The sequence below is a fragment of the Staphylococcus sp. 231237_7MaSpsaltlick genome (assembly GCF_043107035.1).
The window spans coordinates 87,230-111,172 of record NZ_JBICNX010000007.1 but is presented as its reverse complement, the minus strand read 5'-3'; the positions used below and the strand labels follow the sequence as shown (position 1 = coordinate 111,172).

24 protein-coding genes and 2 other annotated features are annotated in these 23,943 nt (G+C 32.8%); of the genes, 22 read left to right on the top strand and 2 right to left on the bottom strand.

Annotated elements, in window-relative coordinates:
* Positions 1-84 precede the first annotated feature (84 nt).
* Positions 85-663, bottom strand: a complete 579-nt coding sequence (locus ACF91D_RS15030; protein ID WP_101049519.1) for a DNA-3-methyladenine glycosylase I — start codon at positions 661-663, stop codon at positions 85-87.
* Between the two features lie 58 nt (positions 664-721).
* Positions 722-962: a binding site (T-box leader), on the top strand.
* A 42-nt stretch (positions 963-1,004) separates the two neighbouring features.
* On the opposite strand from ACF91D_RS15030, the gene ACF91D_RS15025 reads away from it, so the two are divergent.
* The 6 genes from ACF91D_RS15025 (at position 1,005) to ACF91D_RS15000 (ending at position 8,067) form a co-directional block, all read left to right on the top strand.
* A complete protein-coding gene (locus ACF91D_RS15025) occupies positions 1,005-3,635 on the top strand; it encodes a valine--tRNA ligase (protein WP_327620568.1) in 2,631 nt (876 codons plus the stop codon).
* An 11-nt stretch (positions 3,636-3,646) separates the two neighbouring features.
* Complete coding sequence (locus ACF91D_RS15020; RefSeq protein WP_039068324.1) at positions 3,647-4,912, top strand: bifunctional folylpolyglutamate synthase/dihydrofolate synthase; 1,266 nt, start codon at positions 3,647-3,649, stop codon at positions 4,910-4,912.
* A gap of 247 nt (positions 4,913-5,159) precedes the next feature.
* Positions 5,160-5,978 carry a squalene/phytoene synthase family protein gene (locus tag ACF91D_RS15015; protein ID WP_327620569.1) on the top strand — a complete coding sequence of 273 codons (819 nt, stop codon included), beginning with the start codon at positions 5,160-5,162 and terminating at the stop codon, positions 5,976-5,978.
* A 279-nt stretch (positions 5,979-6,257) separates the two neighbouring features.
* Positions 6,258-6,959 (top strand): prepilin peptidase, encoded by a 702-nt coding sequence (locus tag ACF91D_RS15010; protein ID WP_039068322.1) that lies wholly within the window; start codon positions 6,258-6,260, stop codon positions 6,957-6,959.
* A gap of 2 nt (positions 6,960-6,961) precedes the next feature.
* Positions 6,962-7,639 (top strand): RadC family protein, encoded by a 678-nt coding sequence (radC, locus tag ACF91D_RS15005; RefSeq protein ID WP_039068321.1) that lies wholly within the window; start codon positions 6,962-6,964, stop codon positions 7,637-7,639.
* A 146-nt stretch (positions 7,640-7,785) separates the two neighbouring features.
* Positions 7,786-8,067, top strand: coding sequence for a hypothetical protein (locus ACF91D_RS15000; RefSeq protein ID WP_039068320.1), 282 nt, complete (start codon positions 7,786-7,788; stop codon positions 8,065-8,067).
* Between the two features lie 243 nt (positions 8,068-8,310).
* Here ACF91D_RS15000 and ACF91D_RS14995 read toward each other — a convergent pair whose 3' ends face one another.
* Positions 8,311-8,487: a hypothetical protein gene (locus ACF91D_RS14995; RefSeq protein WP_101049511.1), complete on the bottom strand. Its 177-nt coding sequence runs from the start codon at positions 8,485-8,487 to the stop codon at positions 8,311-8,313.
* A gap of 149 nt (positions 8,488-8,636) precedes the next feature.
* Between ACF91D_RS14995 and ACF91D_RS14990 the strand changes: the two genes are divergently transcribed.
* The 16 genes from ACF91D_RS14990 to recJ all read left to right on the top strand — a co-directional run bounded on the left by ACF91D_RS14990 (position 8,637) and on the right by recJ (position 23,933).
* Entirely contained in the window at positions 8,637-9,095 is a 459-nt protein-coding gene (locus tag ACF91D_RS14990; RefSeq protein WP_039068319.1) for a DUF4930 family protein, read from the top strand.
* Positions 9,096-9,165: 70 nt separating this feature from the next.
* Positions 9,166-9,327: a hypothetical protein gene (locus ACF91D_RS14985; protein ID WP_172643883.1), complete on the top strand. Its 162-nt coding sequence runs from the start codon at positions 9,166-9,168 to the stop codon at positions 9,325-9,327.
* A gap of 978 nt (positions 9,328-10,305) precedes the next feature.
* Positions 10,306-11,148 carry a rod shape-determining protein MreC gene (mreC, locus tag ACF91D_RS14980; protein WP_039068318.1) on the top strand — a complete coding sequence of 281 codons (843 nt, stop codon included), beginning with the start codon at positions 10,306-10,308 and terminating at the stop codon, positions 11,146-11,148.
* The gene (gene mreD, locus ACF91D_RS14975; protein WP_327620570.1) at positions 11,148-11,672 is read left to right on the top strand and encodes a rod shape-determining protein MreD; all 525 of its coding nucleotides are present in this window, start codon (positions 11,148-11,150) and stop codon (positions 11,670-11,672) included. Before mreC ends, mreD begins: the two co-directional genes overlap by 1 nt.
* A gap of 29 nt (positions 11,673-11,701) precedes the next feature.
* Positions 11,702-11,775 (top strand) — a sequence feature (ribosomal protein L21 leader region).
* A gap of 12 nt (positions 11,776-11,787) precedes the next feature.
* Entirely contained in the window at positions 11,788-12,096 is a 309-nt protein-coding gene (gene rplU, locus ACF91D_RS14970; protein ID WP_017724677.1) for a 50S ribosomal protein L21, read from the top strand.
* A 2-nt stretch (positions 12,097-12,098) separates the two neighbouring features.
* Positions 12,099-12,419 carry a ribosomal-processing cysteine protease Prp gene (locus ACF91D_RS14965; protein WP_039068316.1) on the top strand — a complete coding sequence of 107 codons (321 nt, stop codon included), beginning with the start codon at positions 12,099-12,101 and terminating at the stop codon, positions 12,417-12,419.
* 12 nt (positions 12,420-12,431) lie between these two features.
* Entirely contained in the window at positions 12,432-12,716 is a 285-nt protein-coding gene (gene rpmA, locus ACF91D_RS14960; RefSeq protein WP_017724675.1) for a 50S ribosomal protein L27, read from the top strand.
* 131 nt (positions 12,717-12,847) lie between these two features.
* Positions 12,848-14,143, top strand: coding sequence for a GTPase ObgE (gene obgE, locus ACF91D_RS14955; RefSeq protein ID WP_039068315.1), 1,296 nt, complete (start codon positions 12,848-12,850; stop codon positions 14,141-14,143).
* 12 nt (positions 14,144-14,155) lie between these two features.
* The gene (locus tag ACF91D_RS14950) at positions 14,156-14,611 is read left to right on the top strand and encodes an ACT domain-containing protein (protein ID WP_017724673.1); all 456 of its coding nucleotides are present in this window, start codon (positions 14,156-14,158) and stop codon (positions 14,609-14,611) included.
* 12 nt (positions 14,612-14,623) lie between these two features.
* Complete coding sequence (gene ruvA, locus ACF91D_RS14945) at positions 14,624-15,226, top strand: Holliday junction branch migration protein RuvA (RefSeq protein ID WP_039068314.1); 603 nt, start codon at positions 14,624-14,626, stop codon at positions 15,224-15,226.
* Between the two features lie 31 nt (positions 15,227-15,257).
* A complete protein-coding gene (gene ruvB / locus ACF91D_RS14940; RefSeq protein WP_039068313.1) occupies positions 15,258-16,262 on the top strand; it encodes a Holliday junction branch migration DNA helicase RuvB in 1,005 nt (334 codons plus the stop codon).
* A 2-nt stretch (positions 16,263-16,264) separates the two neighbouring features.
* On the top strand, positions 16,265-17,290 hold the full coding sequence (queA, locus tag ACF91D_RS14935) for a tRNA preQ1(34) S-adenosylmethionine ribosyltransferase-isomerase QueA (protein ID WP_039068312.1): 1,026 nt from the start codon (positions 16,265-16,267) through the stop codon (positions 17,288-17,290).
* 20 nt (positions 17,291-17,310) lie between these two features.
* Positions 17,311-18,450 (top strand): tRNA guanosine(34) transglycosylase Tgt, encoded by a 1,140-nt coding sequence (gene tgt / locus ACF91D_RS14930; RefSeq protein ID WP_039068311.1) that lies wholly within the window; start codon positions 17,311-17,313, stop codon positions 18,448-18,450.
* A gap of 18 nt (positions 18,451-18,468) precedes the next feature.
* Entirely contained in the window at positions 18,469-18,729 is a 261-nt protein-coding gene (yajC, locus tag ACF91D_RS14925; protein WP_039068310.1) for a preprotein translocase subunit YajC, read from the top strand.
* Positions 18,730-19,142: 413 nt separating this feature from the next.
* Positions 19,143-21,419, top strand: coding sequence for a protein translocase subunit SecDF (gene secDF, locus ACF91D_RS14920; protein WP_069792187.1), 2,277 nt, complete (start codon positions 19,143-19,145; stop codon positions 21,417-21,419).
* Between the two features lie 234 nt (positions 21,420-21,653).
* Positions 21,654-23,933 (top strand): single-stranded-DNA-specific exonuclease RecJ, encoded by a 2,280-nt coding sequence (recJ, locus tag ACF91D_RS14915; RefSeq protein WP_107549611.1) that lies wholly within the window; start codon positions 21,654-21,656, stop codon positions 23,931-23,933.
* Positions 23,934-23,943 lie beyond the last annotated feature (10 nt).

The window sequence follows — 23,943 nt, the reverse complement described above, 5'->3', positions numbered from 1 at the left end:
GTATAGAACGTATTTTCAATTATATAAGTAGTGTATTGGAAAATCTTAATAGTAAGGTTGTCTATTAAGATTTTCGCAAAGTATTTAATCGAAACCTTTTCCGTTATATACTTTAGGATTATTCGGACAACTTTGAAGATGTGCGTTGTATAGACCTGCAGCTTCTAAAAAAGAAAAAACAGTAACAGGACCTAAAAATTTAAAGCCATATTTTTTAAGCTGCTTTGACAGTTCAGTAGCACGTTCATCGACAGTAATGCGATCACTTGCCATAGTATAGCCACAATCAATTGGTTTATGATCTACGAAGGACCATAAAAAGTCACTAAAGCTTCCATAATCCTTTTCTATATCGAAATAACCTTGTGCTTGGCTAACAATTGCTTCTATCTTTTTACGATTATGTACGATATTAGGAAAAGTCATTAAGCGTTCAATATCGTCAGTTGTCATTTTTGAAATTTTAATTGGATCAAAATTGTAAAATGCTTGTTCATAAGATTCTTTTTTCTTTAAAATAGTTAACCATGAAAGACCAGCATGTTGGGATTCAAGTGCAATTAATTTAAATAATTTCAAACTATCATAAATTGGTTGTCCCCATTCCTCATCGTGATAGTGGAGGTATAGTGGATCTTTGGTTCCAAATGCGCATTCATTCATAAATTTCACTCCAGTGCATTGACTTATTTTAACATCCATTATACTATAATTAAGTAAAAGAATATTGTCTACTGGGAAGAGTAAATAAGCTGAAATTTATAAGAGAGTACATGGTTGGTGTAAATGTATAATTTAACTTATTGAAGGTAGCCCACATTGAACTTTAGCTGAAATATAATTCTTAAATAATTATAGTATAGGCTAAAGCGTGTTTGAGCGTTAATCATATAATTAAGTGCTTGAAATTACATTTATAATTTCTTGAATTTAGGTGGTACCACGGAATATCCGTCCTATATTGATAGGGCGGGTATTTTTATTTTTAAGGAGGATTTTAACGTATGGAAATGAAACCAAAATATAATCCGAACGAAGTCGAGTCCGGACGTTATGACCAATGGGTTAATAATGGTTACTTTAAAGCAACAGAAGATAGTTCAAAAGAGACATATACAATTGTAATTCCACCACCGAATGTAACTGGTAAATTACATTTAGGGCATGCGTGGGATACGACATTACAAGATATATTGACACGAATGAAACGTATGCAAGGTTACGATACTTTATATTTACCTGGTATGGACCATGCAGGTATTGCTACGCAAGCGAAAGTTGAAGCAAAATTAAACGAACAAGGTTTATCACGACATGATTTAGGTCGAGAAAAATTCCTTGAACAAGCTTGGGATTGGAAAGAGGAATACGCTACTTTTATCAGAGAACAGTGGGCAAAACTTGGCCTAGGTTTAGATTATAGTAGAGAACGTTTCACGTTAGATGAAGGTTTAAGTAAAGCTGTGAAAAAAGTATTCGTTGATATGTATAACAAAGGCTTGATATACCGCGGTGAATATATTATAAATTGGGATCCAATCGCACGTACTGCTTTATCTGACATTGAGGTAATACATGAAGATGTTGAAGGTAAGTTTTATCATTTTAAATATCCATATGCAGATGGTGATGGATTTATTGAAATTGCTACAACACGTCCTGAAACAATGTTAGGTGATACTGCAATTGTTGTAAATCCTAATGATGAGCGTTATAAAGATGTTATAGGCAAGAAGGTTATTTTACCTATTCTTGGTAGAGAACTACCTATATTAGCAGATGAATATGTTGATATTGAATTTGGTAGTGGTGCAATGAAAGTAACACCAGCACATGACCCTAATGACTTTGAAATTGGAAATCGTCATGATTTAGAACGTATTATCGTAATGGATGAAGCAGGCAAAATGAATGATAAAGCTGGCAAATATCAAGGCATGGATCGATTTGATTGTCGTGAACAATTAGTTAAAGATTTAGAAGCTGAAGACCTTGTTATTAAAATTGAGGCTCATGAGCATTCAGTAGGTCATTCAGAGCGTTCTGGTGCAGTTGTAGAACCATATTTATCAACGCAATGGTTTGTTAAAATGAAACCACTTGCTGAACAAGCACTAGATAATCAAAAAACAGACGATAGAATTGATTTTGTTCCTGCACGTTTTGAAAAAACTTTTAATCGTTGGATGGAAGAAATTAGAGATTGGACAATATCACGTCAACTTTGGTGGGGACATCAAATTCCAGCTTGGTATCATAAAGAAACGGGTGAAATATATGTAGGTGAATCAGCACCTGATGATATTGAAAATTGGACCCAAGATGAAGATGTATTAGATACATGGTTCTCAAGTGCGTTATGGCCATTTTCTACGTTAGGTTGGCCAGACACGGAAGCTGAAGACTTTCAACGTTACTTCCCAACTAATGCATTAGTGACTGGGTATGACATTATTTTCTTCTGGGTCGCGAGAATGATATTCCAAGGTTTAGAATTTACTGGTAAACGTCCTTTCAATGATGTACTATTACATGGATTAGTTAGGGCAGAAGACGGTAGAAAAATGAGTAAATCACTAGGTAATGGTGTGGATCCTATGGATGTCATTGATGAGTATGGTGCAGATAGTTTAAGATACTTCCTAGCTACTGGTTCATCGCCTGGTCATGACTTACGCTATTCTACGGAAAAAGTTGAATCTGTATGGAATTTCATTAACAAAATATGGAATGCTGCGAGATTTAGTATCATGAATATTGGTGAAGACTTTAAGGTAGAAGAAGTAGATTTATCAGGTAACCTTTCTCTTGCAGATAAATGGATTTTAACTCGATTAAATGAAACCATTGCTAATGTTACTGATTTAAGTGATAAATATGAATTTGGTGAGGTTGGGCGTACTCTTTATAACTTCATTTGGGATGAATTCTGTGATTGGTATATTGAGATGAGTAAGATACCAATGAATGGTGAAGATGAAGCGCAAAAACAAGTTACACGTTCAGTGCTTACGTATGTTCTCGATAATACAATGAGAATGTTACATCCATTTATGCCATTTGTTACAGAGCAAATTTGGCAAAATCTACCTCATGAAGGTGAAACAATCGTAAATGCATCTTGGCCAAAAGTGAATGATGCTCTTACTTTTGATGACAGTAAAGAAACGATGCAACAACTCGTTGAAATTATTAAATCAGTAAGACAATCACGCCTTGAAGTAGATACACCTCTGTCAAAAGCAATTCCAATCTTCATTAAAGCGAAAGATGACAATATTAAAGATACACTGTTAAACAACTCAAATTATATTGATAGATTCTGTCATCCAAGCGAATTGACAATTGATACAGATATTGAAATTCCTGAAAAAGCTATGACTTCTGTTACGACTGCTGGTGAAGTTGTGTTACCATTAGAAGGTCTAATAGATATGGATAAAGAAATTGAGCGTTTAGAGAATGAACTCTTGAAATGGGAAAAAGAGCTTGATCGCGTGAATAAGAAATTAGCAAATGAAAACTTTGTCAATAAAGCACCTGAAAAAGTTATTAATGAAGAACGTGAGAAAAAACAAACGTATCAAGAAAAATATGATGGTGTAAAATTACGAATTAATCAATTAAAAGCATAGGAGTCCTTAAGATGAATTACCTAGATAGCTTATATTGGATACATGAACGAACTAAATTTGGCATTAAACCTGGCGTCAAACGTATGGAGTGGATGTTAGATAGACTGAACAATCCTCAATTTAATATAAATGGCATTCACGTTGGTGGTACAAATGGTAAAGGATCCACGGTGTCATATCTACGTTCAGCACTTGTTGATAACGGATATGAAGTAGGGACTTTCACATCGCCATTTATTGAAACGTTCAACGAACGTATTAGCTTGAATGGTGTGCCAATAAGTGATGATGATATTGTTAAATTAGTTCAAAAAGTAAAACCAGTAAGCGAAGCCTTAGAAGTGGAAACTGACCTTGGAACTGCAACCGAATTTGAGATTATTACAACTATGATGTTTTTATATTTTGGTGAAATCCACCCAGTTGACTTTGTAATTATTGAAGCGGGATTAGGTATTAAAAACGATTCTACTAATGTTTTTAAACCAATCTTATCTATATTAACAAGTATAGGTTTAGACCATACTGATATATTGGGTGACACATATGTAGATATTGCAAAAGATAAAGGTGCAATTGTAAAACCAAACACACCTATCATTTATGCTGTAAAAAATGAAGAAGCACTCAAAGTTATTCGCGATTATGTTGAACAACAAAATGCTGAAGGTATTGAGTTAGATAGAGATATTAGTATTATATCCGAAGATGAAGAATTCACTTATCGCTATAAAGATTATGAACTTGAGACGCTTTTATTAAATATGTTAGGTGAACATCAAAAAGAAAATGCCGCGTTAGCAATTACCGCACTCATCGAATTAAATGAGTCAGACATCGTTGATTTAGATTTCAATAAAATGATTGATGGTATTGAGTCAGTGAGTTGGACAGGCCGGATAGAACAAGTGAAAGAACGTCCGTTGATGATTGTCGATGGCGCGCATAACGTTGAAAGTGTAGAAGCGTTAATAAGTACAATGAAAAATTATTATCACACTGAAAATATTGATATTTTATTTTCTGCAATCAAAGGTAAACCTTTAAATGCTATGGTTGATCAACTTAAAACGATTGCTTCTACATTCTATATAACAGATTTTGATTTTCCGAAAGCTTTAACAAAAGAAGCAATCTTTGATGAAGTTCGATTTGACCAAAAAGCACTTGTTGACGATTATGTGAAATTTATCGAATCTTATAATGGTGATGGTTTAATCATTACTGGAAGCTTGTATTTTATAAGTGAAGTAAAAGCTAAAGTCGATTTCAGTTAAATATAAAATTTTTATTAAATAAGCGAACGGTTTAACAGTTTATTGACCGTTCGCTTATTTTTGTTTCAAATAAAAGAAAAGTTATAACTAAATATAGTTATAACCAAGAGCTAAAAGTTAGTTTGAAAAATTGGCTCTTTGACAATTTTTTGACGAGAGAAATTCGATTAACTTTAGTGATGCGCATTTCCTATTTTATTTTGTAATTGTATGATAATATTTAAAAAAGGGGAGGTATTAGATTAAAATGACTGAAAAGAAATTCCCAAAAGATGCAATGCGTGTTTTAAAAGAAACAAGTCGCACTTTTTATATTCCGATAACTTTTTTGGAAAAAGAATTAAAACATACTGTAGCATCTGCCTATTTAGTATTAAGAGCTATTGATGAAATTGAAGATCATGAGGAATTAGATAACGGTTTAAAACATTCAATACTGATGCAAGTGAGCGAGTTATTTAAAGCGCCATTTGATGAAGTAAAATACATGCAAATTCTTGAACCAGTAAAAGGTAAAATGCCTGAAGTTACTTTAAGATTAGGTGAGTGGATAGAAGCTTGTCCTAGTAAGACATTGCCAATTGTATTAGATGCTTCTAGCGAAATGGCTTTTGGTATGGCGAAATGGGCGAAAGCAAATTGGGACATTCATACCAAAGATGATTTAGATGATTATACATATTACGTAGCGGGCCTTGTCGGTGTCATGCTCTCACAATTATGGGATTTATGTGCAAATGTTAAAACAGATAGAGAATTGGCTATTGGATATGGACGAGGCTTACAAGCTGTCAATATTCTTAGAAATGAACAAGAAGATTTTGCAGAACGCGGAGTTAGTTTTATGCCTGATGATTGGACACGAGATGATTTGTTTAATTACGCAGAAGATAATTTAGCAAAAGCGGATGCATATATGAAAGACATTAATAAAAAAACAATTTTACTATTTTGTCGTTTGCCATTAGCGTTTGCTCATAAATCACTTAAAGCAATGAAAAATGGTAGAGAGAAGATATCTAGAAAAGAAGTTGAAGAAACTGTAGATGAAATTCAAAAAGATTAGATGCTAACAATGTTTTTGAATAGTTAAATTTTATTAACATTACAAAATTAAATACCAATATCAGCTTTATACATATAAAACCAGCTCATTAAATTTTCGAGCTGGTTTTATTATTCGAACATATAATTCACAAATGAACTATCATATGATGATTAAAATATTAACGCTAATTACAAAATTTGCTTTGTTAGGTAAGTGTTGTTGAAATTATTTAATTATTGTTATTTTTCTTATTGGTTTTATCGATTGGTGCTATAATGCTTATTAGGAGGTGAAGTGTTGGTAACGCTACTTTTAATTTATCCTATATTGTTTAGTTTTTTATATCAACTATGTTTTGTAGAAAAGCTGGAATTAAGTTATCTCACACTCCGTTCAAGGTGTGATGATTGTCTCAAAGAAATAAGACTTTTGGAATTGATACCGGTTTTAAGCTTTATTTTTTTAAGAGGTACTTCAAGTTGTTGTAATCGAAAAATAAATATTTTTTACTTGATTGGTGAGTTACTCTCTTTGATTCCTCTCTTTTACATATTTTATGTACCTCATAATTTAATTGATAACGCTACTTTACTATTAATTTATTTATTTCTACTCGTCTTAGCTATATATGACCTTAAGACATACACAGTTCCATTGCATGTGATAGTCGTTTTTGCTATTTGTATTTGTTTTATTACTCCTCTTCACATCATGTCATTTCTCTTCGTAACAAGTTTACTTCATGTATTTTATATACTATTTCATAATGCCATTGGTTATGGTGATATAATTATTTTCTCTTTGCTAGCATTAGCTTTGCCTTCTATTGAATTTTCAATCATACTTTTATTTACATTTATCTGTGGCGGTCTTTTTGCCTTGTTCATATTAATTGTATTTCATAATGAAAGTTCAAAAATTCCGCTTATTCCTTTTATTTATCTCGCATTTAATATAACACTATTAACATATCAAAATTTTATCTTTGGAGGTTTTTAGTTATGAAGATAAAAGAACTGGCCAATAATCAAAAACCTAGAGAAAGGTTGCTAAACAATGGCCCAACCCATTTATCTGATGCTGAATTATTAGCTATTTTAATTAATACTGGTAGGAAAGGATGTTCAAGTTTAGATATAGCTAATGAATTATTGAAATCAGTAGAAACTTTAAAACAGTTAAAGGCATTATCTATTAATGATTTAAATAAAGTGAAGGGAATTGGTTTGTATAAAGCATTAATTCTAAAAGCAGCATTTGAGCTTGGAGAACGCATGCATTCAGGTAGTTTAGAAGAAAAAATACAAATTACTAGCCCTCAAGATGTTGCTAATTTTATGATGGGTAAAATGGAACATTTAACTCAAGAAAAATTTATTGCATTATTTCTTAATTCTAAAAATGTAATTATCAAGCAGAAAACGATATTTATTGGGACATTAAATTCATCAATTGTTCACCCTAGAGAAATTTTTAGCGAAGCAGTAAAATGCGCTAGTAACGCCATTGTAGTATTACATAACCACCCGTCTGGTGACACTACGCCATCTAAAGAAGATATTAGAACAACTGATAGACTAAGAGAATGTGGAGTAATTCTTGGGATAGATGTACTAGACCATATTATTATTGGGGATCATGCATATCTGAGCATGGTAGAGGAAGGGTATTTTGATTAAGTCTAAATGCCTGTAGTTCTTTATTTGGAGATATATACATGTATAGTATAAACTTCTTATTATAATACGCGTTCCACTTAATTTTAGCTTTCTGGAATTGATTACTTACGGTATAATCGAGTTGTTAATTAAGGAGGAGTTGTGAAGTGGGAACAATATTATTGATTGGCTTATTGCTGCCTGTAATTTATTTAATGCAGTTAGTTAAAAATCAAAAACCTATAGACTTTAAAAGTACTAAAAAAACAGTAATCATTTCAATTGTAGGGATTTTATTAACTACTATGTTATTCTTTATTTTTAATACGAATCATACCTCTTTTTGGTTATACTTAATCGGGGCATTAATTATCGCAATTATATGGGCGCTACTATTGTGTGGATGTTATTATTTTTATCAAGTGTTATCAAACAATGTTAAAAAATAGGTATAACGTTTGGGAAGCATTAATTTGTATATTATGGTTATAGTAAAATTATGTGTGAGCACAACGAGATCAAAAAGAACGGAGAAAGAAGTCAAATCTAACTTTTGACTTCTTTCTCCGTCATAAAAGCAGGTAAACTCCTTACAAAAAATAAAAATGTATATTTAAGTAAGAATCTTATCAGCTACTGGAATGATTTATACCTGTGATAACATGCATAGATTGTGTTCTTTATACTCTGATTTATATAAAACTAAAGTAACTATTAAAGTTCTCCATTATCCAAAGAATACCTTGATAACCTAGATATATACAAAGTACGATAATTCCAACGTATATTAAAAATCTTAAAATTGATAAACCTACTCTAAATAATAATATAACTAAGAGGGCAAGTAGGATTATAGATATAATACTCATAATTATATTTCACTCCCTTTGTACATAATTGTACTATGAATAAAGCACGTATGCATCAGTCTATGGTTAACTTTTGAATACTACTACAGACTGATGATATTTAAATTAATTGATTTTATAATATAGAGTGAATTATAGGAGGGTGGTTCATGCGGTTTATTTTTAGTATTATTAAAAATTTTATAGCTATTATAGCCATTATAGTCATTGTTTTCTTCGCATTGAAATATGCGCCGTTTTTAAAAGACCAACAATGGAACCCAGTGCATAATAACGAGCCACCTACTAGCAACATGCAAACAGAAGGTGATTTAACAGGCGGTCAACGTTATTCTGTAGAAGATAATGATATATTAAAAAATGTGCCTCGTAGTCAGGCTAAGAATGTATTTGATTGGATAGATAAGAAAGAATTTATGTCTGTATCAGGTATTGGTAGAATGGGGTATAGTGATAAATATTTAGCAGGTCAACGTGGTGATGAATTTATTATTTATAAATTTGGCTCAGACTCTATTCGTGTTTATAAAACAGAAATAGAGATGGAACAAGACCTTAATCAACTTGGGGAACATATCGAATTGCAACCACCATCTAATTACGAGTAAGTGGTTTGAATTCTCAGCTAAAATGCGTTAGCCTTATATAAGTAAAAACGTAAAAGGTTGGTGTCTAATTATGAGTGAACAGTCTAAAGATAAAAAAGTAGATGAACAAGCAAAAGCACAAAATTTATTCGCACGTTGGCGTAAAGAAGAAACTTTATATAAAGAAGACGAAAAAGAGGCTGAAAAAGAAGCTGAAAAATCTAGTGAAACAAGTGACGAAGAAGAAAAATAGCTATATTTTCACTGGTACTAAATGGGTGTTAAGAAGTTTCTAATACATGATTTTTAATTAATTGAAACTGTAAGCCTGGCTCCTTAGTGATGTGTGACCACTTTATATTTAAAAGTCTCAATTTAAAAATTGTAATGGTAGATAGCGTAAGTTCTATTCTATTTATTATAAAAATTATATCGAAAGAGACTGGGAGACAAATCCCAGAAGAATAGCACTCAGATGAATTGAATTAAATCATCTGAGTGCTTCTTTTTGGCTTGTTCCTCAAGGGTCTCGCCAAAATACTTTTGGAAAATAAGACCCTTACGTATAATTTAATAAAGACTACTAAATTAAATTAACGAGGTGCCTTATATATAAAGATTATAATATGACTCAACTTACACTACCAATGGAAACTTCAGTTCTTATCCCCACAAGTGATATGTCACGACATGTTAATAAAATCGTTGAAACAATCCTTGAAAATGAATTCGATGAATAATTCAAACATCATCGTGGCGCTACATCATATCATCCTAAAATGTTTTTTTAGTTGTGTACAAAATGATAATATACAAAAAGTTGATACTAAATAAAGCCATTCATAGTTTGTATTCAGAACAAAAAATTAAGAAAGCGAATGTTACGGCAATATAATATTTACGATATAGTAAATAGCTATTTAATGATCTTATTTTGGAGTTTGTTCTTTTAGTGGATAACAAATTTAGCTAATATATATTTTTGAATTTAAAATTTTTGAAAAAACGAGACTTTAATGCACTATTTGGTTTGAAACTTGTTATAATACAAATTAACATTACATTTTATGTTTTAAAGTAGAATTTTAGCATGATTTTTCTAGCGTTCTTTATATTAAATAGGGGTTTAGAATTTTATTTGCGAATAATAAGGTTACCACTTTATTTCAATCTACGAGTAATATAAAATGATATAAAGTAGTAAAATAGTCGGGTAATAGAGGTGTTTAGGTTGTCAAAGTTTTTTAAAAACAACAAGTTGATTGTTATTTTATGTGCAATCATTGTGTTTATTGCCTTAATTGGTGTATCTTTACGTTCGCAATCACAATCACCAGTAGAACAATACGTAGGAGATTCAGTTGCATTCGGTCAAAGGGCGGTTAGTTATCCTGTTCATTTCGTAACAGGTTCAATCAATAACCTTTTTGCGAAAGATAGTTCGAAAGAACAAAACAGTAAGGTTAAGCAATTAGAAGCTGAAAACGAAAGACTGAAATCAGAGAATAAAAAGTATAAAAAAGAACTGGATATAGAAGACATATCTAAATTCGAACCAATTTCTAGTACGGTGTTATCTAGAAATCCAGACCAATGGATGAATACATTAGTTATTAATCAAGGTGCTAAAGATGGAATAGAAAATAATATGGCCGTGATGACTTCAGAAGGTCTAGTAGGTCGAATCTCTAAAGTAAATCAATTTTCATCACAAGTAGATTTGATTTCAACAAACACACGCGCTAATCGTTTATCAGTTAATATCCAACATGATGATAAAAATGTTTTTGGATTAATCGATCATTATGATTCTAAAAACGAAGAATTAATTATTACTGATATTAATAACAAGGATAGTGTGAAAAAAGGAGATAAAGTTGTTACAAGTGGTTTAGCTGATCAATTACCAAGTAGCATTTACATAGGTGAAGTTTCAAAAGTAGAAAATGATGAATACGGCTTATCAAAAGAAGTAAGAGTGAAAACAGCAGCGAATTTATCAGATTTAAATCATGTATATGTAGCTAAAAGAGACCCTAAGACAATACCGGATAATGAAAGTGGTGATAATTAATGCGTGCATTATACTACTTTCTTATCGGTATTGTATTATTTTATATTGATACTGCAATAGGGTTAATTATACCAATGCAAATTGGCACGAAAGATATTATATTTGTCCCACACCTGACTCTAATGTATTTACTAATAATATGTGTTTATAGAAGTTTTGGTGTAGCTATTATTTTATCTACTGTGTTAGGCCTAATTACTGATTTATATTTTGGTAGTTTTTATGGGTTGTATTTATTTGGTTATATATTGTTCGTTGTAATTCAAGACTTTTTCTTTAAAACATTTTATAGAGACTATACGATGTTGTTCCTTGTGGTTTTATTAAGTACAATATTCCTAGAAATCTATGTAGCTATTATTTATAGCATACTAGGATTAATAGCATTTAATTTATTTGAATTTGTACTTTATAGATTAATACCTACATTAGGGCTTAATTTTATATTACTCATTATTTTCTATCCAATTATTATTAAATTCTTTAGAAAAGTACAATTGAAGATTGACAGTAAGAAACCCTAATGCTAAAATGCAGTAGTTGAGTAGTTTTTAGCTACATACAACCGCTCGGATTTAGGTTAAAGAACATGTATGTCACCTAAATTTGGCGTGACTTAAATTATAGGAGGTGCAAAGTATGTTTGCTATTATTGAAACAGGTGGAAAACAAGTTAAAGTAGAAGAAGGACAAGAAATCTTTGTTGAGAAATTAGATGTTAACGAAGGTGATTCTTTCACATTTGACAAAGTATTATTCGTAGGTGGAGACGCAGTTAAAGTTGGTGCGCCAACAGTTGAAGGTGCTTCAGTTACTGCTACTGTTAAAAAACAAGGTCGCGGTAAGAAAATCACTGTATTCACATATAAACGTCGTAAAGACTCAAAACGTAAAAAAGGTCATCGTCAACCTTACACTAAATTAACTATCGACAAAATCAACGCATAATTATGATTACTGTTGATGTTACATTGAACGATGTCGGTCAAATCACTGATGTTATCATGGATGGCCATGCAGAACATGGCGAGTATGGACATGATATAGTTTGTGCAGGTGCATCCGCAGTGCTTTTTGGAAGTGTTAATGCTATAATGGGTTTAACAACTGAGAAGCCCGATATCGATTACAATGATGACGGTGGACATTTCCATGTTAGAAGTGTTGATACTTCTAATGAACAAGCGCAATTAATTCTTCAGGCAATGTTAGTTTCATTGCAAACAATTGAAGAAGAATATAAAGAAAATATCAGATTAAACTATAAGTGAGGTGCAATCATAATGTTAAAATTAAATTTACAGTTCTTCTCATCTAAAAAAGGACTTGGTTCTACAAAAAACGGACGTGACTCAGTTTCTAAACGTTTAGGAGCTAAACGTGCTGATGGTCAACACGTTACAGGTGGATCAATCTTATTCCGCCAACGTGGTACTAAAATTTATCCTGGTGAAAATGTAGGTCGTGGTGGCGACGATACATTATTCGCTAAAATCGACGGCGTTGTTAAATTTGAACGCAAAGGTCGCGACAAAAAACAAGTTTCTGTATACGCAGCAGCTGAGTAATTTGTCATCGTTAACACCAGAAGTGATCACTTCTGGTGTTTATTTTTTGTCTTTATTTTCTAGTTAATGAGATAATGATATAATGTATAGAATAATAAGAAAAATAAATTTTAAGAAAAAGAGGTGAAATCATGTTTGTCGATCAAGTTAAAATATCACTTAAAGCAGGTGATGGTGGTAATGGTATAACAGCATACCGCAGAGAGAAATATGTTCCATTCGGTGGCCCGGCAGGTGGTGACGGTGGCGACGGTGCATCTATTATATTTGAAGTAGATGAAGGTTTGAGAACGTTATTAGATTTTAGATACCAAACACATTTCAAGGCTAAAAGAGGCGACGCCGGTCAAAGTAGTAATATGCATGGTAAAAATGCTGAGGAACTCGTACTAAAGGTGCCACCTGGCACGATTATTAAAAATGTTGAAACGGAAGAGGTTTTAGCTGATTTAGTTGAAAATGGTCAACGTGCAGTAGTGGCTAAAGGTGGTCGAGGCGGTCGTGGTAATTCTCGTTTCGCATCTCCTAGAAACCCAGCACCAGATTTCAGTGAAAATGGTGAACCGGGTGAAGAAATTGATGTTACTTTAGAATTAAAATTACTAGCTGATGTTGGTTTAGTTGGCTTCCCTAGTGTAGGTAAATCTACTTTATTATCTATTGTATCTAAAGCTAAACCTAAGATAGGCGCATATCATTTTACAACAATAAAACCTAACCTTGGTGTTGTTTCTACGAAAGACCAAAGAAGTTTTGTAATGGCAGACTTACCAGGATTGATAGAAGGTGCGTCTGAAGGTGTTGGATTAGGTCACCAATTTTTAAAACACGTTGAACGCACAAAAGTAATTGTTCATATGGTAGATATGAGTGGCTCTGAAGGTCGTGATCCTTATGAAGACTACAAGGTTATCAATGAAGAATTAAATGCCTACGAACATCGTTTAGAGGAGCGACCTCAAATTGTGGTTGCTAATAAAATGGATATGCCTAATGCAGAAGAGAATTTAGAAGCATTTAAAGAAGCTTTGAATGATGATTCTCTGCACATTATCCCACTTTCCACATTTATGCATGACCATATTGATGAACTGCTTTATGCTATAGCAGACAAATTAGAAGAAGTAAAAGACATTGACTTCAGTAAAGATGAAGAAGAAGATTTAGGTGTCAATAGAGTGATTTACAAACATACACCTAGTCAAGATAAATTCACAATTACACGTGATGACGATGCTGCGTACGTTGTAAGCGGTAAAGCAATCGAAAGAATGTTTAAAATGACAGACTTTAACAGTGATCCTGCAGTACGTCGATTTGCACGTCAAATGCGTTCTATGGGTATTGACGAAGCGTTGAGAGCACGTGGATGTAAAAATGGAGATATTGTTAGAATCCTTGGTGGAGAATTTGAATTCGTTGAATAGGAGTGCTTGAAAATGGACAAAAAAGATTATAAAAAGTTTTACTTAATTCGCGAGGATGTATTACCGGAATCTGTTGTAAAAACCTTAAAAATTAAAGAAGTTTTGAAAAATGATCCGTCATTGTCCATATTTGAAGCAGTTAAACAATTCGATTTATCAAGAAGTGCGTTTTACAAATATAGAGATACAATATTTCCTATTGATGAAAAAATGGAATCTACACGTGAATTCACATTAATATTATATGTGAATGATATCGTAGGAATGTTGGCAGAAGTTTTAAATACTTTATCAAGTTTAAGTTTGTCAGTATTAACAATTCATCAAAGTATACCAATGGAAAGTAGAGCGACGATTACACTTTCATTAGATGCTAAAGGCACAAATTTAGAAATTGATGATGTTATGGAAGCGTTGCGAGTTATTGATCACGTTTCTAAAGTAGAATTAATTAGTATGACTATATAAGGAAGTGTAACTATGTATGCATATATTAAAGGGACATTAGCAGTTTTGAATCCTACACATGTAGTTGTGGAAGCTTCTGGTGTAGGATATGAAATTCAAACACCCAATTCTTACCGTTTTCAAAAGTTTATGGATCAAGAGGTTGTCATTCATACGTCATTAATAGTTAGAGAAGATGCTCAACTTCTTTATGGATTTATAAACCAAGAAGAAAAAGATATGTTTTTAAGCTTAATTAAAGTAACGGGCATCGGTCCAAAATCTGCGTTAGCTATATTAGCGAGTAGTTCGCCTAATGAGGTTAAGATAGCGATAGAGAACGAAAACGATTCTTATTTAACAAAATTCCCTGGTATTGGTAAAAAAACAGCACGTCAAATCGTATTAGATCTTAAAGGGAAAGTTCAAATAAATGAAGTAGATAGTAGTCAAATATTAAATGTTGAAGCATCACTCAGTGATAATACACCGATTATTAAAGAAGCGCTCTTAGCATTGGAAGCATTAGGATACTCAAAACGAGAGTTAACAAAAGTGGAAAAAGCATTAGCAAAAGAGACTTTCGAATCTGTAGATGATGCAGTTAAAAAAGGTTTACAATTATTGATTTCATAATTATAAATAATATTTAAAAGGGGTGTAAACAATGGACGATAGAATGGTAGATCAGTCTATGCATGATGAAGAATCTTCATTTGAGTTTTCATTGCGACCGACTAAATTACGTCAGTACATAGGTCAATCAACGATTAAATCGAATTTAGAGGTGTTTATAAAAGCAGCTAAGATTAGACAAGAACCATTAGACCATGTGCTATTGTTCGGGCCCCCTGGATTAGGTAAAACGACATTGTCTAACATTATTGCAAATGAAATGGATGTCAATATTAGAACAATTTCCGGTCCTTCTATAGAAAGACCAGGAGATTTAGCTGCAATTCTGTCTAGCTTGCAACCTGGTGATGTTTTATTTATAGATGAAATTCATAGACTAAGCAGTGTAGTAGAAGAAGTTCTGTATCCAGCAATGGAAGATTTCTTTCTAGATATTGTTATTGGCAAAGGTGAAGAAGCGCGTAGTATACGTATAGACTTACCGCCATTTACATTAATTGGTGCGACCACACGCGCCGGTAGTTTGACGGCGCCGTTGAGAGATAGGTTTGGTGTACACCTGAGATTAGAATATTATAAAGAACATGAATTAAAAGAAATTATTGTGCGTACTGCAGAAGTACTTGGTACTTCAATTGATGAAGAAAGTGCTATAGAGTTAGCAAAACGTAGTCGAGGCACACCTAGGGTGGCCAATAGATTATTAAAACGCGTTCGTGATTTTCAACAAGTCAATGATGACGAAGTAATCTGTATTGAAACCACAAAAGCATCCTTGCGATTGTTACAAGTTGATGATGAAGGACTAGACTATATAGATCATAAAATGATGAATTGCATTTTAGAGCAATATAAAGGTGGTCCTGTTGGGCTAGATACAATTGCTGTTTCGATTGGCGAAGAACGAGTTACCATCGAAGATGTGTACGAACCTTTTTTAATTCAGAAAGGATTTATCGAACGCACACCCCGAGGTCGTAAAGCAACACCATATGCATTTGAGCATTTTAGTAAGACGAATGGAAAGAGGGAATAAGTTTGGATATTGAAGCATTTGATTATCATTTGCCTGACTCATTAATTGCACAAACGCCTCTGAAAAACAGAGATGAAAGTAGATTGCTAATTCTTGGCAGACAATCTGGTAATATTGAACACCAACACTTTAAAGATGTTATTGATTATTTAGAAAGCGGTGATACGCTTGTATTAAATGATACGAGAGTAATGCCTGCAAGGTTATTTGGTTTAAAAGAAGAAACTGGTGCCAAAGTAGAAATGTTGATGCTTACTCAAATCGAGGGTAATGATTGGGAAGTGTTACTGAAACCTGCAAAAAGGATTAAAGTAGGTAATAGATTAACATTCGGTGAAGGCAAAATCGTAGCTGAGTGCATAAAAGAGCTTGATCAAGGCGGTCGTATTATGAGACTGCATTATGACGGCATCTTACAAGAGCGCTTAGATGAATTAGGTGAAATGCCTTTACCCCCTTATATTAAGGAACGTTTAGACGATCAGGACCGCTATCAAACTGTATACGCAAAAGCATCAGGTTCTGCAGCAGCACCAACAGCGGGGCTCCATTTTACAGACGAATTATTAGCCCGTATTAGAAATAAAGGTATTAATATTGCTTTCATCACATTACATGTTGGACTAGGCACATTTAGACCAGTTAGCGTGGACAATATAGATGACCATGAAATGCATAGCGAGTACTATCAAATGGATCAAGAAACTGCCGCACTATTAAATGAAACAAAAGAAAAAGAGCATCGTATTATATCGGTTGGTACGACATCTACAAGAACATTAGAAACAATTATGCAATCAAATGAAGAATTTGTAGCTCAAAGTGGTTGGACGGATATATTTATCTTCCCAGGGTTTACTTTTAAAGCTATTGACGGACTGATTACTAATTTCCATTTGCCAAAATCTACACTTGTAATGTTAGTTTCGGCGTTTAGTTCGAGAGATAATATTTTAAATGCTTATAATCAAGCAGTTTTGTCAGAATATAGATTTTTTAGCTTCGGAGATGCAATGTTAATTATTTAGGGAATGAAAGGAGCGTTTATATGCCAGCAGTAACATATGAGCATATTAAAACTTGTAAACAATCTGGTGCGAGATTAGGTATCGTGCACACACCTCACGGCTCTTTTGAAACACCAATGTTTATGCCCGTTGGGACAAAAGCAACAGTTAAAACGATGAGTCCAGAAGAACTAAATCAAATGGAAGCGAAAATCATCCTTGGAAACACATATCATTTGTGGTTACAACCTGGAAATGATATCATCAGAAAGAGTGGGGGATTACATCAGTTTATGAACTGGAATGGTCCGATACTGACTGATTCTGGTGGTTTCCAAGTATTTAGCTTAAGTAATTTAAGAAAAATTAGTGAAAAAGGCGTAGAGTTCCGTCACCATACAAACGGGTCGAAATTGTTTTTGAGTCCTGAAAAAGCTATGGAGATTCAAAATGATTTAGGATCTGATATCATGATGGCTTTTGATGAATGCCCACCTATGCCTGCTGAATATAAATATGTGAAAGACTCAATTGAAAGAACAACTAGATGGGCAGAACGTTGCCTGAAAGCACATAAGAGACCTGAAGATCAAGCCTTGTTTGGGATTATACAAGGTGGAGAATATAAAGATCTTAGAAAACAAAGCGCTGAAGAATTGGTTGCTTTAGATTTTCCTGGATATGCAATTGGCGGCTTGTCTGTAGGCGAACCTAAGCCAGTTATGTATGATATGGTAAAGCATACGGAACAATTTATGCCGAAAGATAAACCGCGTTATTTAATGGGTGTGGGTTCACCAGATGCATTAATAGAATGTAGTATTAGAGGTATGGATATGTTTGACTGTGTGCTGCCAACACGTATTGCACGTAATGGTACTTGTATGACTTCTCATGGTCGTGTGACTATTAAAAATGCTAAGTATGCAGAGGATTTAGGGCCACTTGACGAGAATTGTGATTGTTATACTTGTAAAAATTATAGTAGAGCATACATAAGACATTTAATAAAAGCAGAAGAAACTTTTGGTATCCGTCTTACTACTTATCATAATTTACATTTCTTGCTTAAATTAATGGAAAATATCCGACAAGCAATACGTGAAGATCGACTTCTTGATTTTAAAGAAGAATTCTTTGAACAGTATGGACTAAATGTTGAAAACCCAAAAAACTTTTAAAAAGGGAGAAATAAAATAATGCAATTTACTTCATTGATATTACCAATTTTATTATTAGTATTAATGTGGTTCTTTTTAATTAGACCACAACAGAAAAAGGCTAAAGAGCATCGTGAAATGATTAGCCAAATTACATCTGGTCAACGTGTAACAACTATCGGCGGTATCAAAGGTACTGTACGTAGTGTTGATGAAACTACAGTTGTATTAACTTTAAATGGTAATGGTACTGAAATCACTTTAGAAAAACCTGCTATCAAACAAGTTGATCCTTCGTAACAAATAACGTATTGATACATGGGAATGTATTAATTTCGAAAATAAAAACAAACCAATTGCTAATGATTAGCTTTTGGTTTGTTTTTTTATTTTAATTCTAATTAAATATGTAAAATAAATGCCACAACTTGATTTACTTAAAGGCCAATTTATACAGCTCGTGTTATACTTTGTAATATATTCTACACATTATTTAATTAATAGCGTAGAAACTTCTAAAGTTGTTAATCCTAATGTTTATAACGCTTGCAATTAAATTTTCTTTTAATATTTAATAGAGTTAGTTTTTACACTGGATGTAATATGTTAAGATATATAGGTCGTTCAGATAATTTAATGAAGTTTAATAAAACTTGCAATAATTGATATTAGAAGCGTATTCTTAAAACATAAGCTTAGAATGAGGTGTTCAAGTGAAGAAAAGTAATAGAATAGTTGCGTTTATATTACTTGTAGTCCTCCTGTTTGCAGGCATGGGACTCACGTATAAGAGCGTAGTTAAGGATGTTAATCTTGGTCTTGATTTGCAAGGTGGATTTGAAGTCTTATACCAAGTAGATCCTTTACAAAAAGGTGATAAAATAGACGATAAAGCGGTAAAAGCTACGGCTAAAACGCTTGAAAATCGTGTGAACGTATTAGGGGTCTCAGAGCCTAAGATACAAGTAGAAGATAAAAATAGAATTCGCGTACAACTTGCCGGTGTTAAAAACCAATCCCAAGCCCGTGAGATATTATCTTCTCAAGCAAATTTAACAATTCGTGATGCTGATGACAATATCAAATTAACTGGTAAAGATATTCAGCAAGGTTCTGCAAAACAAGAATTTAAACAAAACACGAATCAACCAGCGGTTACATTTAAATTAAAAGACAGTGATAAATTTAAAAAAGTAACTGAAGAAATTTCTAAAAAAGATGAAAATGTAATGGTTGTGTGGTTAGACCATGAAAAAGGCGACACTTATCATAAAGAAATGAATAAGGAAGATCCTAAATATGTTTCTGCAGCTTCAGTAGATCAACCAATAAATTCTGATAGCGTTGAAATTTCAGGCGGCTTTAATGGTGAAGAAGGCGTAGAAGAAGCGAAACAAATTGCGGATTTACTAAATTCTGGTTCACTACCAGTTGATTTAAATGAAATATATTCAAATTCTGTAGGTGCTCAATTTGGCCAAGATGCTTTAGATAAAACGGTATTTGCTGCTGCAATCGGTATTGCTATTATTTATCTATTCATGTTAGGATTTTATCGTTTGCCTGGTTTAGTGGCTGTTATTGCGTTAACAGCATATATTTATTTAACGTTATTAGCGTTTAACTTTATTTCAGGGGTATTAACTCTCCCAGGCCTTGCAGCTTTAGTACTCGGAGTTGGTATGGCTGTCGATGCTAATATAATCATGTATGAGCGGATAAAAGATGAACTTAAGATTGGACGCACACTTAAACAGGCATATAAAAAAGCGAATAAGAGCTCTTTCTTAACTATCGTAGATGCTCAGTTGACAACAGTTATTGCTGCTGCTGTACTATTCTTCTTTGGTGAAAGTTCAGTTAAAGGTTTCGCTACAATGTTACTATTAGGTATTTTAATGATATTTGTAACAGCTGTATTCCTATCGAGATGGTTGTTATCGTTACTTGTGTCATCTAATTATTTCAAAAAATCAACTTGGCTATTTGGGGTTAGCAAGAAAAAAATATTTGATATCAACGATAAAAAAGAAATTCATGATTTGAAAACGCCATATGAACGTTGGGACTTTATGAAACTTGCTAAACCATTGTTAGCGTTGAGTGTACTTATTATCGTAGTCGGTGCAATAATTTTATTTGTCTTTAAGTTAAACTTAGGTATTGATTTTACAAGTGGTACACGTGTTGACTTTGAATCTGATAATAAAGTTACTGAAACTAAAGTTAAAAATACATTAGAAAACAATGATTTCACACCTAATCAAGTATCCTTAGGTGAAAATGGTAAAACAGCTACGGTTCAATTCAAAAAAGATTTATCTAAAGATGAAGTATCTAAAATACAGGATACGATAGATGATCAATTTGGTCACAAACCAACTGTTAATACGGTTTCACCAGTAATAGGTCAAGAACTTGCTAAAAATGCTATGCTCGCATTGCTATATGCTGCTATAGGTATTATTATCTATATTACATTTAGATTCGAATGGCGTATGGGACTTTCATCAATTCTTTCATTGTTACATGATGCATTTATGATTGTTGCAGTGTTCAGTTTATTTAGATTAGAAGTAGATATTACATTTATAGCAGCTGTGTTAACTATTATTGGGTATTCAATAAATGACACTATTGTTACGTTTGATAGAGTTAGAGAAAACTTGCATAAAGTAAAAGTTATTACTACAAATGCTCAAATTGATGATATCGTTAATAGATCGATTCGTCAGACAATGACGCGTTCTATAAACACGGTATTAACTGTAGTTATTGTGGTTATTGCATTATTATTATTTGGCGCTCCAAGTATCTTTAATTTCTCATTAGCATTATTAATTGGACTAATTTCAGGCGTATTCTCTTCCGTATTTATTGCTGTACCGTTATGGGGCATTATGAAGAAACGTCAACTTAAGAAATCTGATAACAATAAGCTTGTAGTTTATAAAGAGAAAAAATCAAATGACGAAAAAATCTTAGTATAATTTAAAATTAAATTTCAAAAGACCACAATTTTTGCAAATGCATTAATTGTGGTCTTTACTTGTTTAAATCACTTATGAAAAGATATGAATTGGTCTATGTGTAAATAGTTTGTTTTTAACGTTATATGATTATTTTACTATCAAATGGTCGATTTAAACGATTCTATAAATGAAACTACTTTTTATTTTGGTATATCTTTTGTATAATGACTTGTGGAAATGAGGGAGAATAGTATGATTAAATCAAAATATACTTGGGATGTTAATTTGCCAGAATATAAAATTGCAGAAGCAGATTCTTCGGATTTAAAGCTAACTCCTATTGTAAAAAAAATTCTAGAGAGTAAAGGATTAACAGAGAAAAACGCAATTCATAATCTCCTTAACAGTACTCCTGTAATGCATGACCCAATGTTAATGAGTGATATGGATAAAGCAATAACACGAATTAATTTAGCAATAGATCAAAACCAAAAGATTTTAGTCTATGGCGATTATGATGCAGATGGCGTTACCTCTACAACGATTTTAGTGAATACGCTGAAAGAATTAGGCGCACATGTAGGTTGGTACATACCGAATCGCTTTTCCGAAGGTTATGGACCTAATGAAATGGCCTTTAAAAACGCATATGAAGAAGGCATATCATTAATTATCACAGTGGATAACGGCATACAAGGTCACGATGAAATTCAAATGGTGCAGGATTTAGGTGTTGATGTAATTGTAACTGATCACCATGAAATTGGTCGCACAATGCCCAATGCATACGCAATAGTTCACCCTATGCACCCAAAGTTTGACTATCCGTTTAAGTATTTATGTGGCGCGGGGGTCGCATATAAAATGGCGCAAAATCTATTGGAAGAACCTCCAGCATATTTCTTAGGGCTAGTTGCGATTGGAACAGTAGCTGATTTAGTATCATTAACAGATGAAAATAGAGCTTTAGTTCAAAAAGGATTAGAAGTGTTAAACAATCATTGCCCACCATCTGTAAAAGCTATACTAAGTCAAGCAGGTTATAGTGATAGTATTACAGAAGAAACGATTGGTTTTATTATAGGGCCGAGACTAAATGCCGTAGGTAGGCTTGAAGACGCTGGTCTTGCCGCAGAATTATTGATGACTGACTCTGATGAGGAAGCAGAATTTCTTGCTGAACAAGTTGAGTTTTTCAACCAAGAGCGAAAAGATATCGTAGCTCGAATTACTGAAGAAGCGCTAGCAGCAGCGGAAATTCAAGTTAATCAAGGAGCGAAATTTTTACTTTTAGCCCAACCTGATTGGCATGAAGGTGTATTAGGTATTGTCGCTTCCAAAATAGTAGAAACTTATAGCTTACCAACTCTAATTTTAAACGTAGATGAAGCGCAAAATCATGCTAAAGGTTCTGCACGTAGTATTGAACAAGTGTCCATGTTTGAAATTTTAAATGCACATACTGATTTAATAACAAAATTTGGTGGGCATCACATGGCTGCAGGTATTACTATGCCGATTGAAAATATTGATATGTTACGTAATGGTTTAAATGATTGGATGGAACAATTAGCAAGTACAACTTCATTGGAACCCCGTAGAAAAGTTGATGTGAAAATTAATGAATCGGATATTACTATTAAAAATATTCAAGATATACAAAGATTACGTCCGTTCGGTACTGATTTTTCTAGTCCCTGTTTTGAGTTAGAAGATATTATAGTTAATCAAAGTAAAGCGATTGGCCAAGATAATAAACATTTAAAATTAGTTATGGGTGATAGTAAGTTACAAGCCATATTTTGGCAAAATGGTCACTTAGTTAAGGAATTGGGAGAGCAACAACCAATTAATGTAATTGGCACGTTACAAATTAATGAATGGAATGGCTTCCAGTCCCCTCAATTTATGATACAAGATTTGGCTAGTAATAATTTACAAATTTTAGATTATAGAAGTAAACGTAATATTAGTAATTTCGAACAGGATACTAAGGATGTCGCATATTTAATTCATAATAAGAATGAAAAATTAGGTGACCACTATTATTATTATGGCGAAGCGATTCAACAACATTATGATAAGTATGTGTTTCGTGATTTACCAACGTCTATTCAAGAAATTAAAGATACGCTTAAAACCGTAAACGTTTCACAAATTTATTTAGTTTTAAATCACGAACGTTCAATATACTTTGAAGGTATGCCAAAAATGGAAAAGTTCAAACAATGTTTTAAAGCATTAGCAACTAAACGTGAAACTAATTTAGCTAAAGACGGAATGCAATTATGTGAGTTTTTAAATATACAACCGAGTATGCTTAAATTTATCTTAAAAGTTTTTCTCGATTTAGAGTTTATAAAAGACGAAAATGGTATAATTAAGATGAACAGTGTTTCCACAAAGAGAGAGATTGAATCCAGTAAATATTACCAAGGTCGATTAGATAGAATAGAAGTTGAAAAAGTTCTATTATACGATGACTTTAGTAACTTAAAAAAATGGATTAAATCAGAGCTGATAGATAACTAGGAGGAAGTTT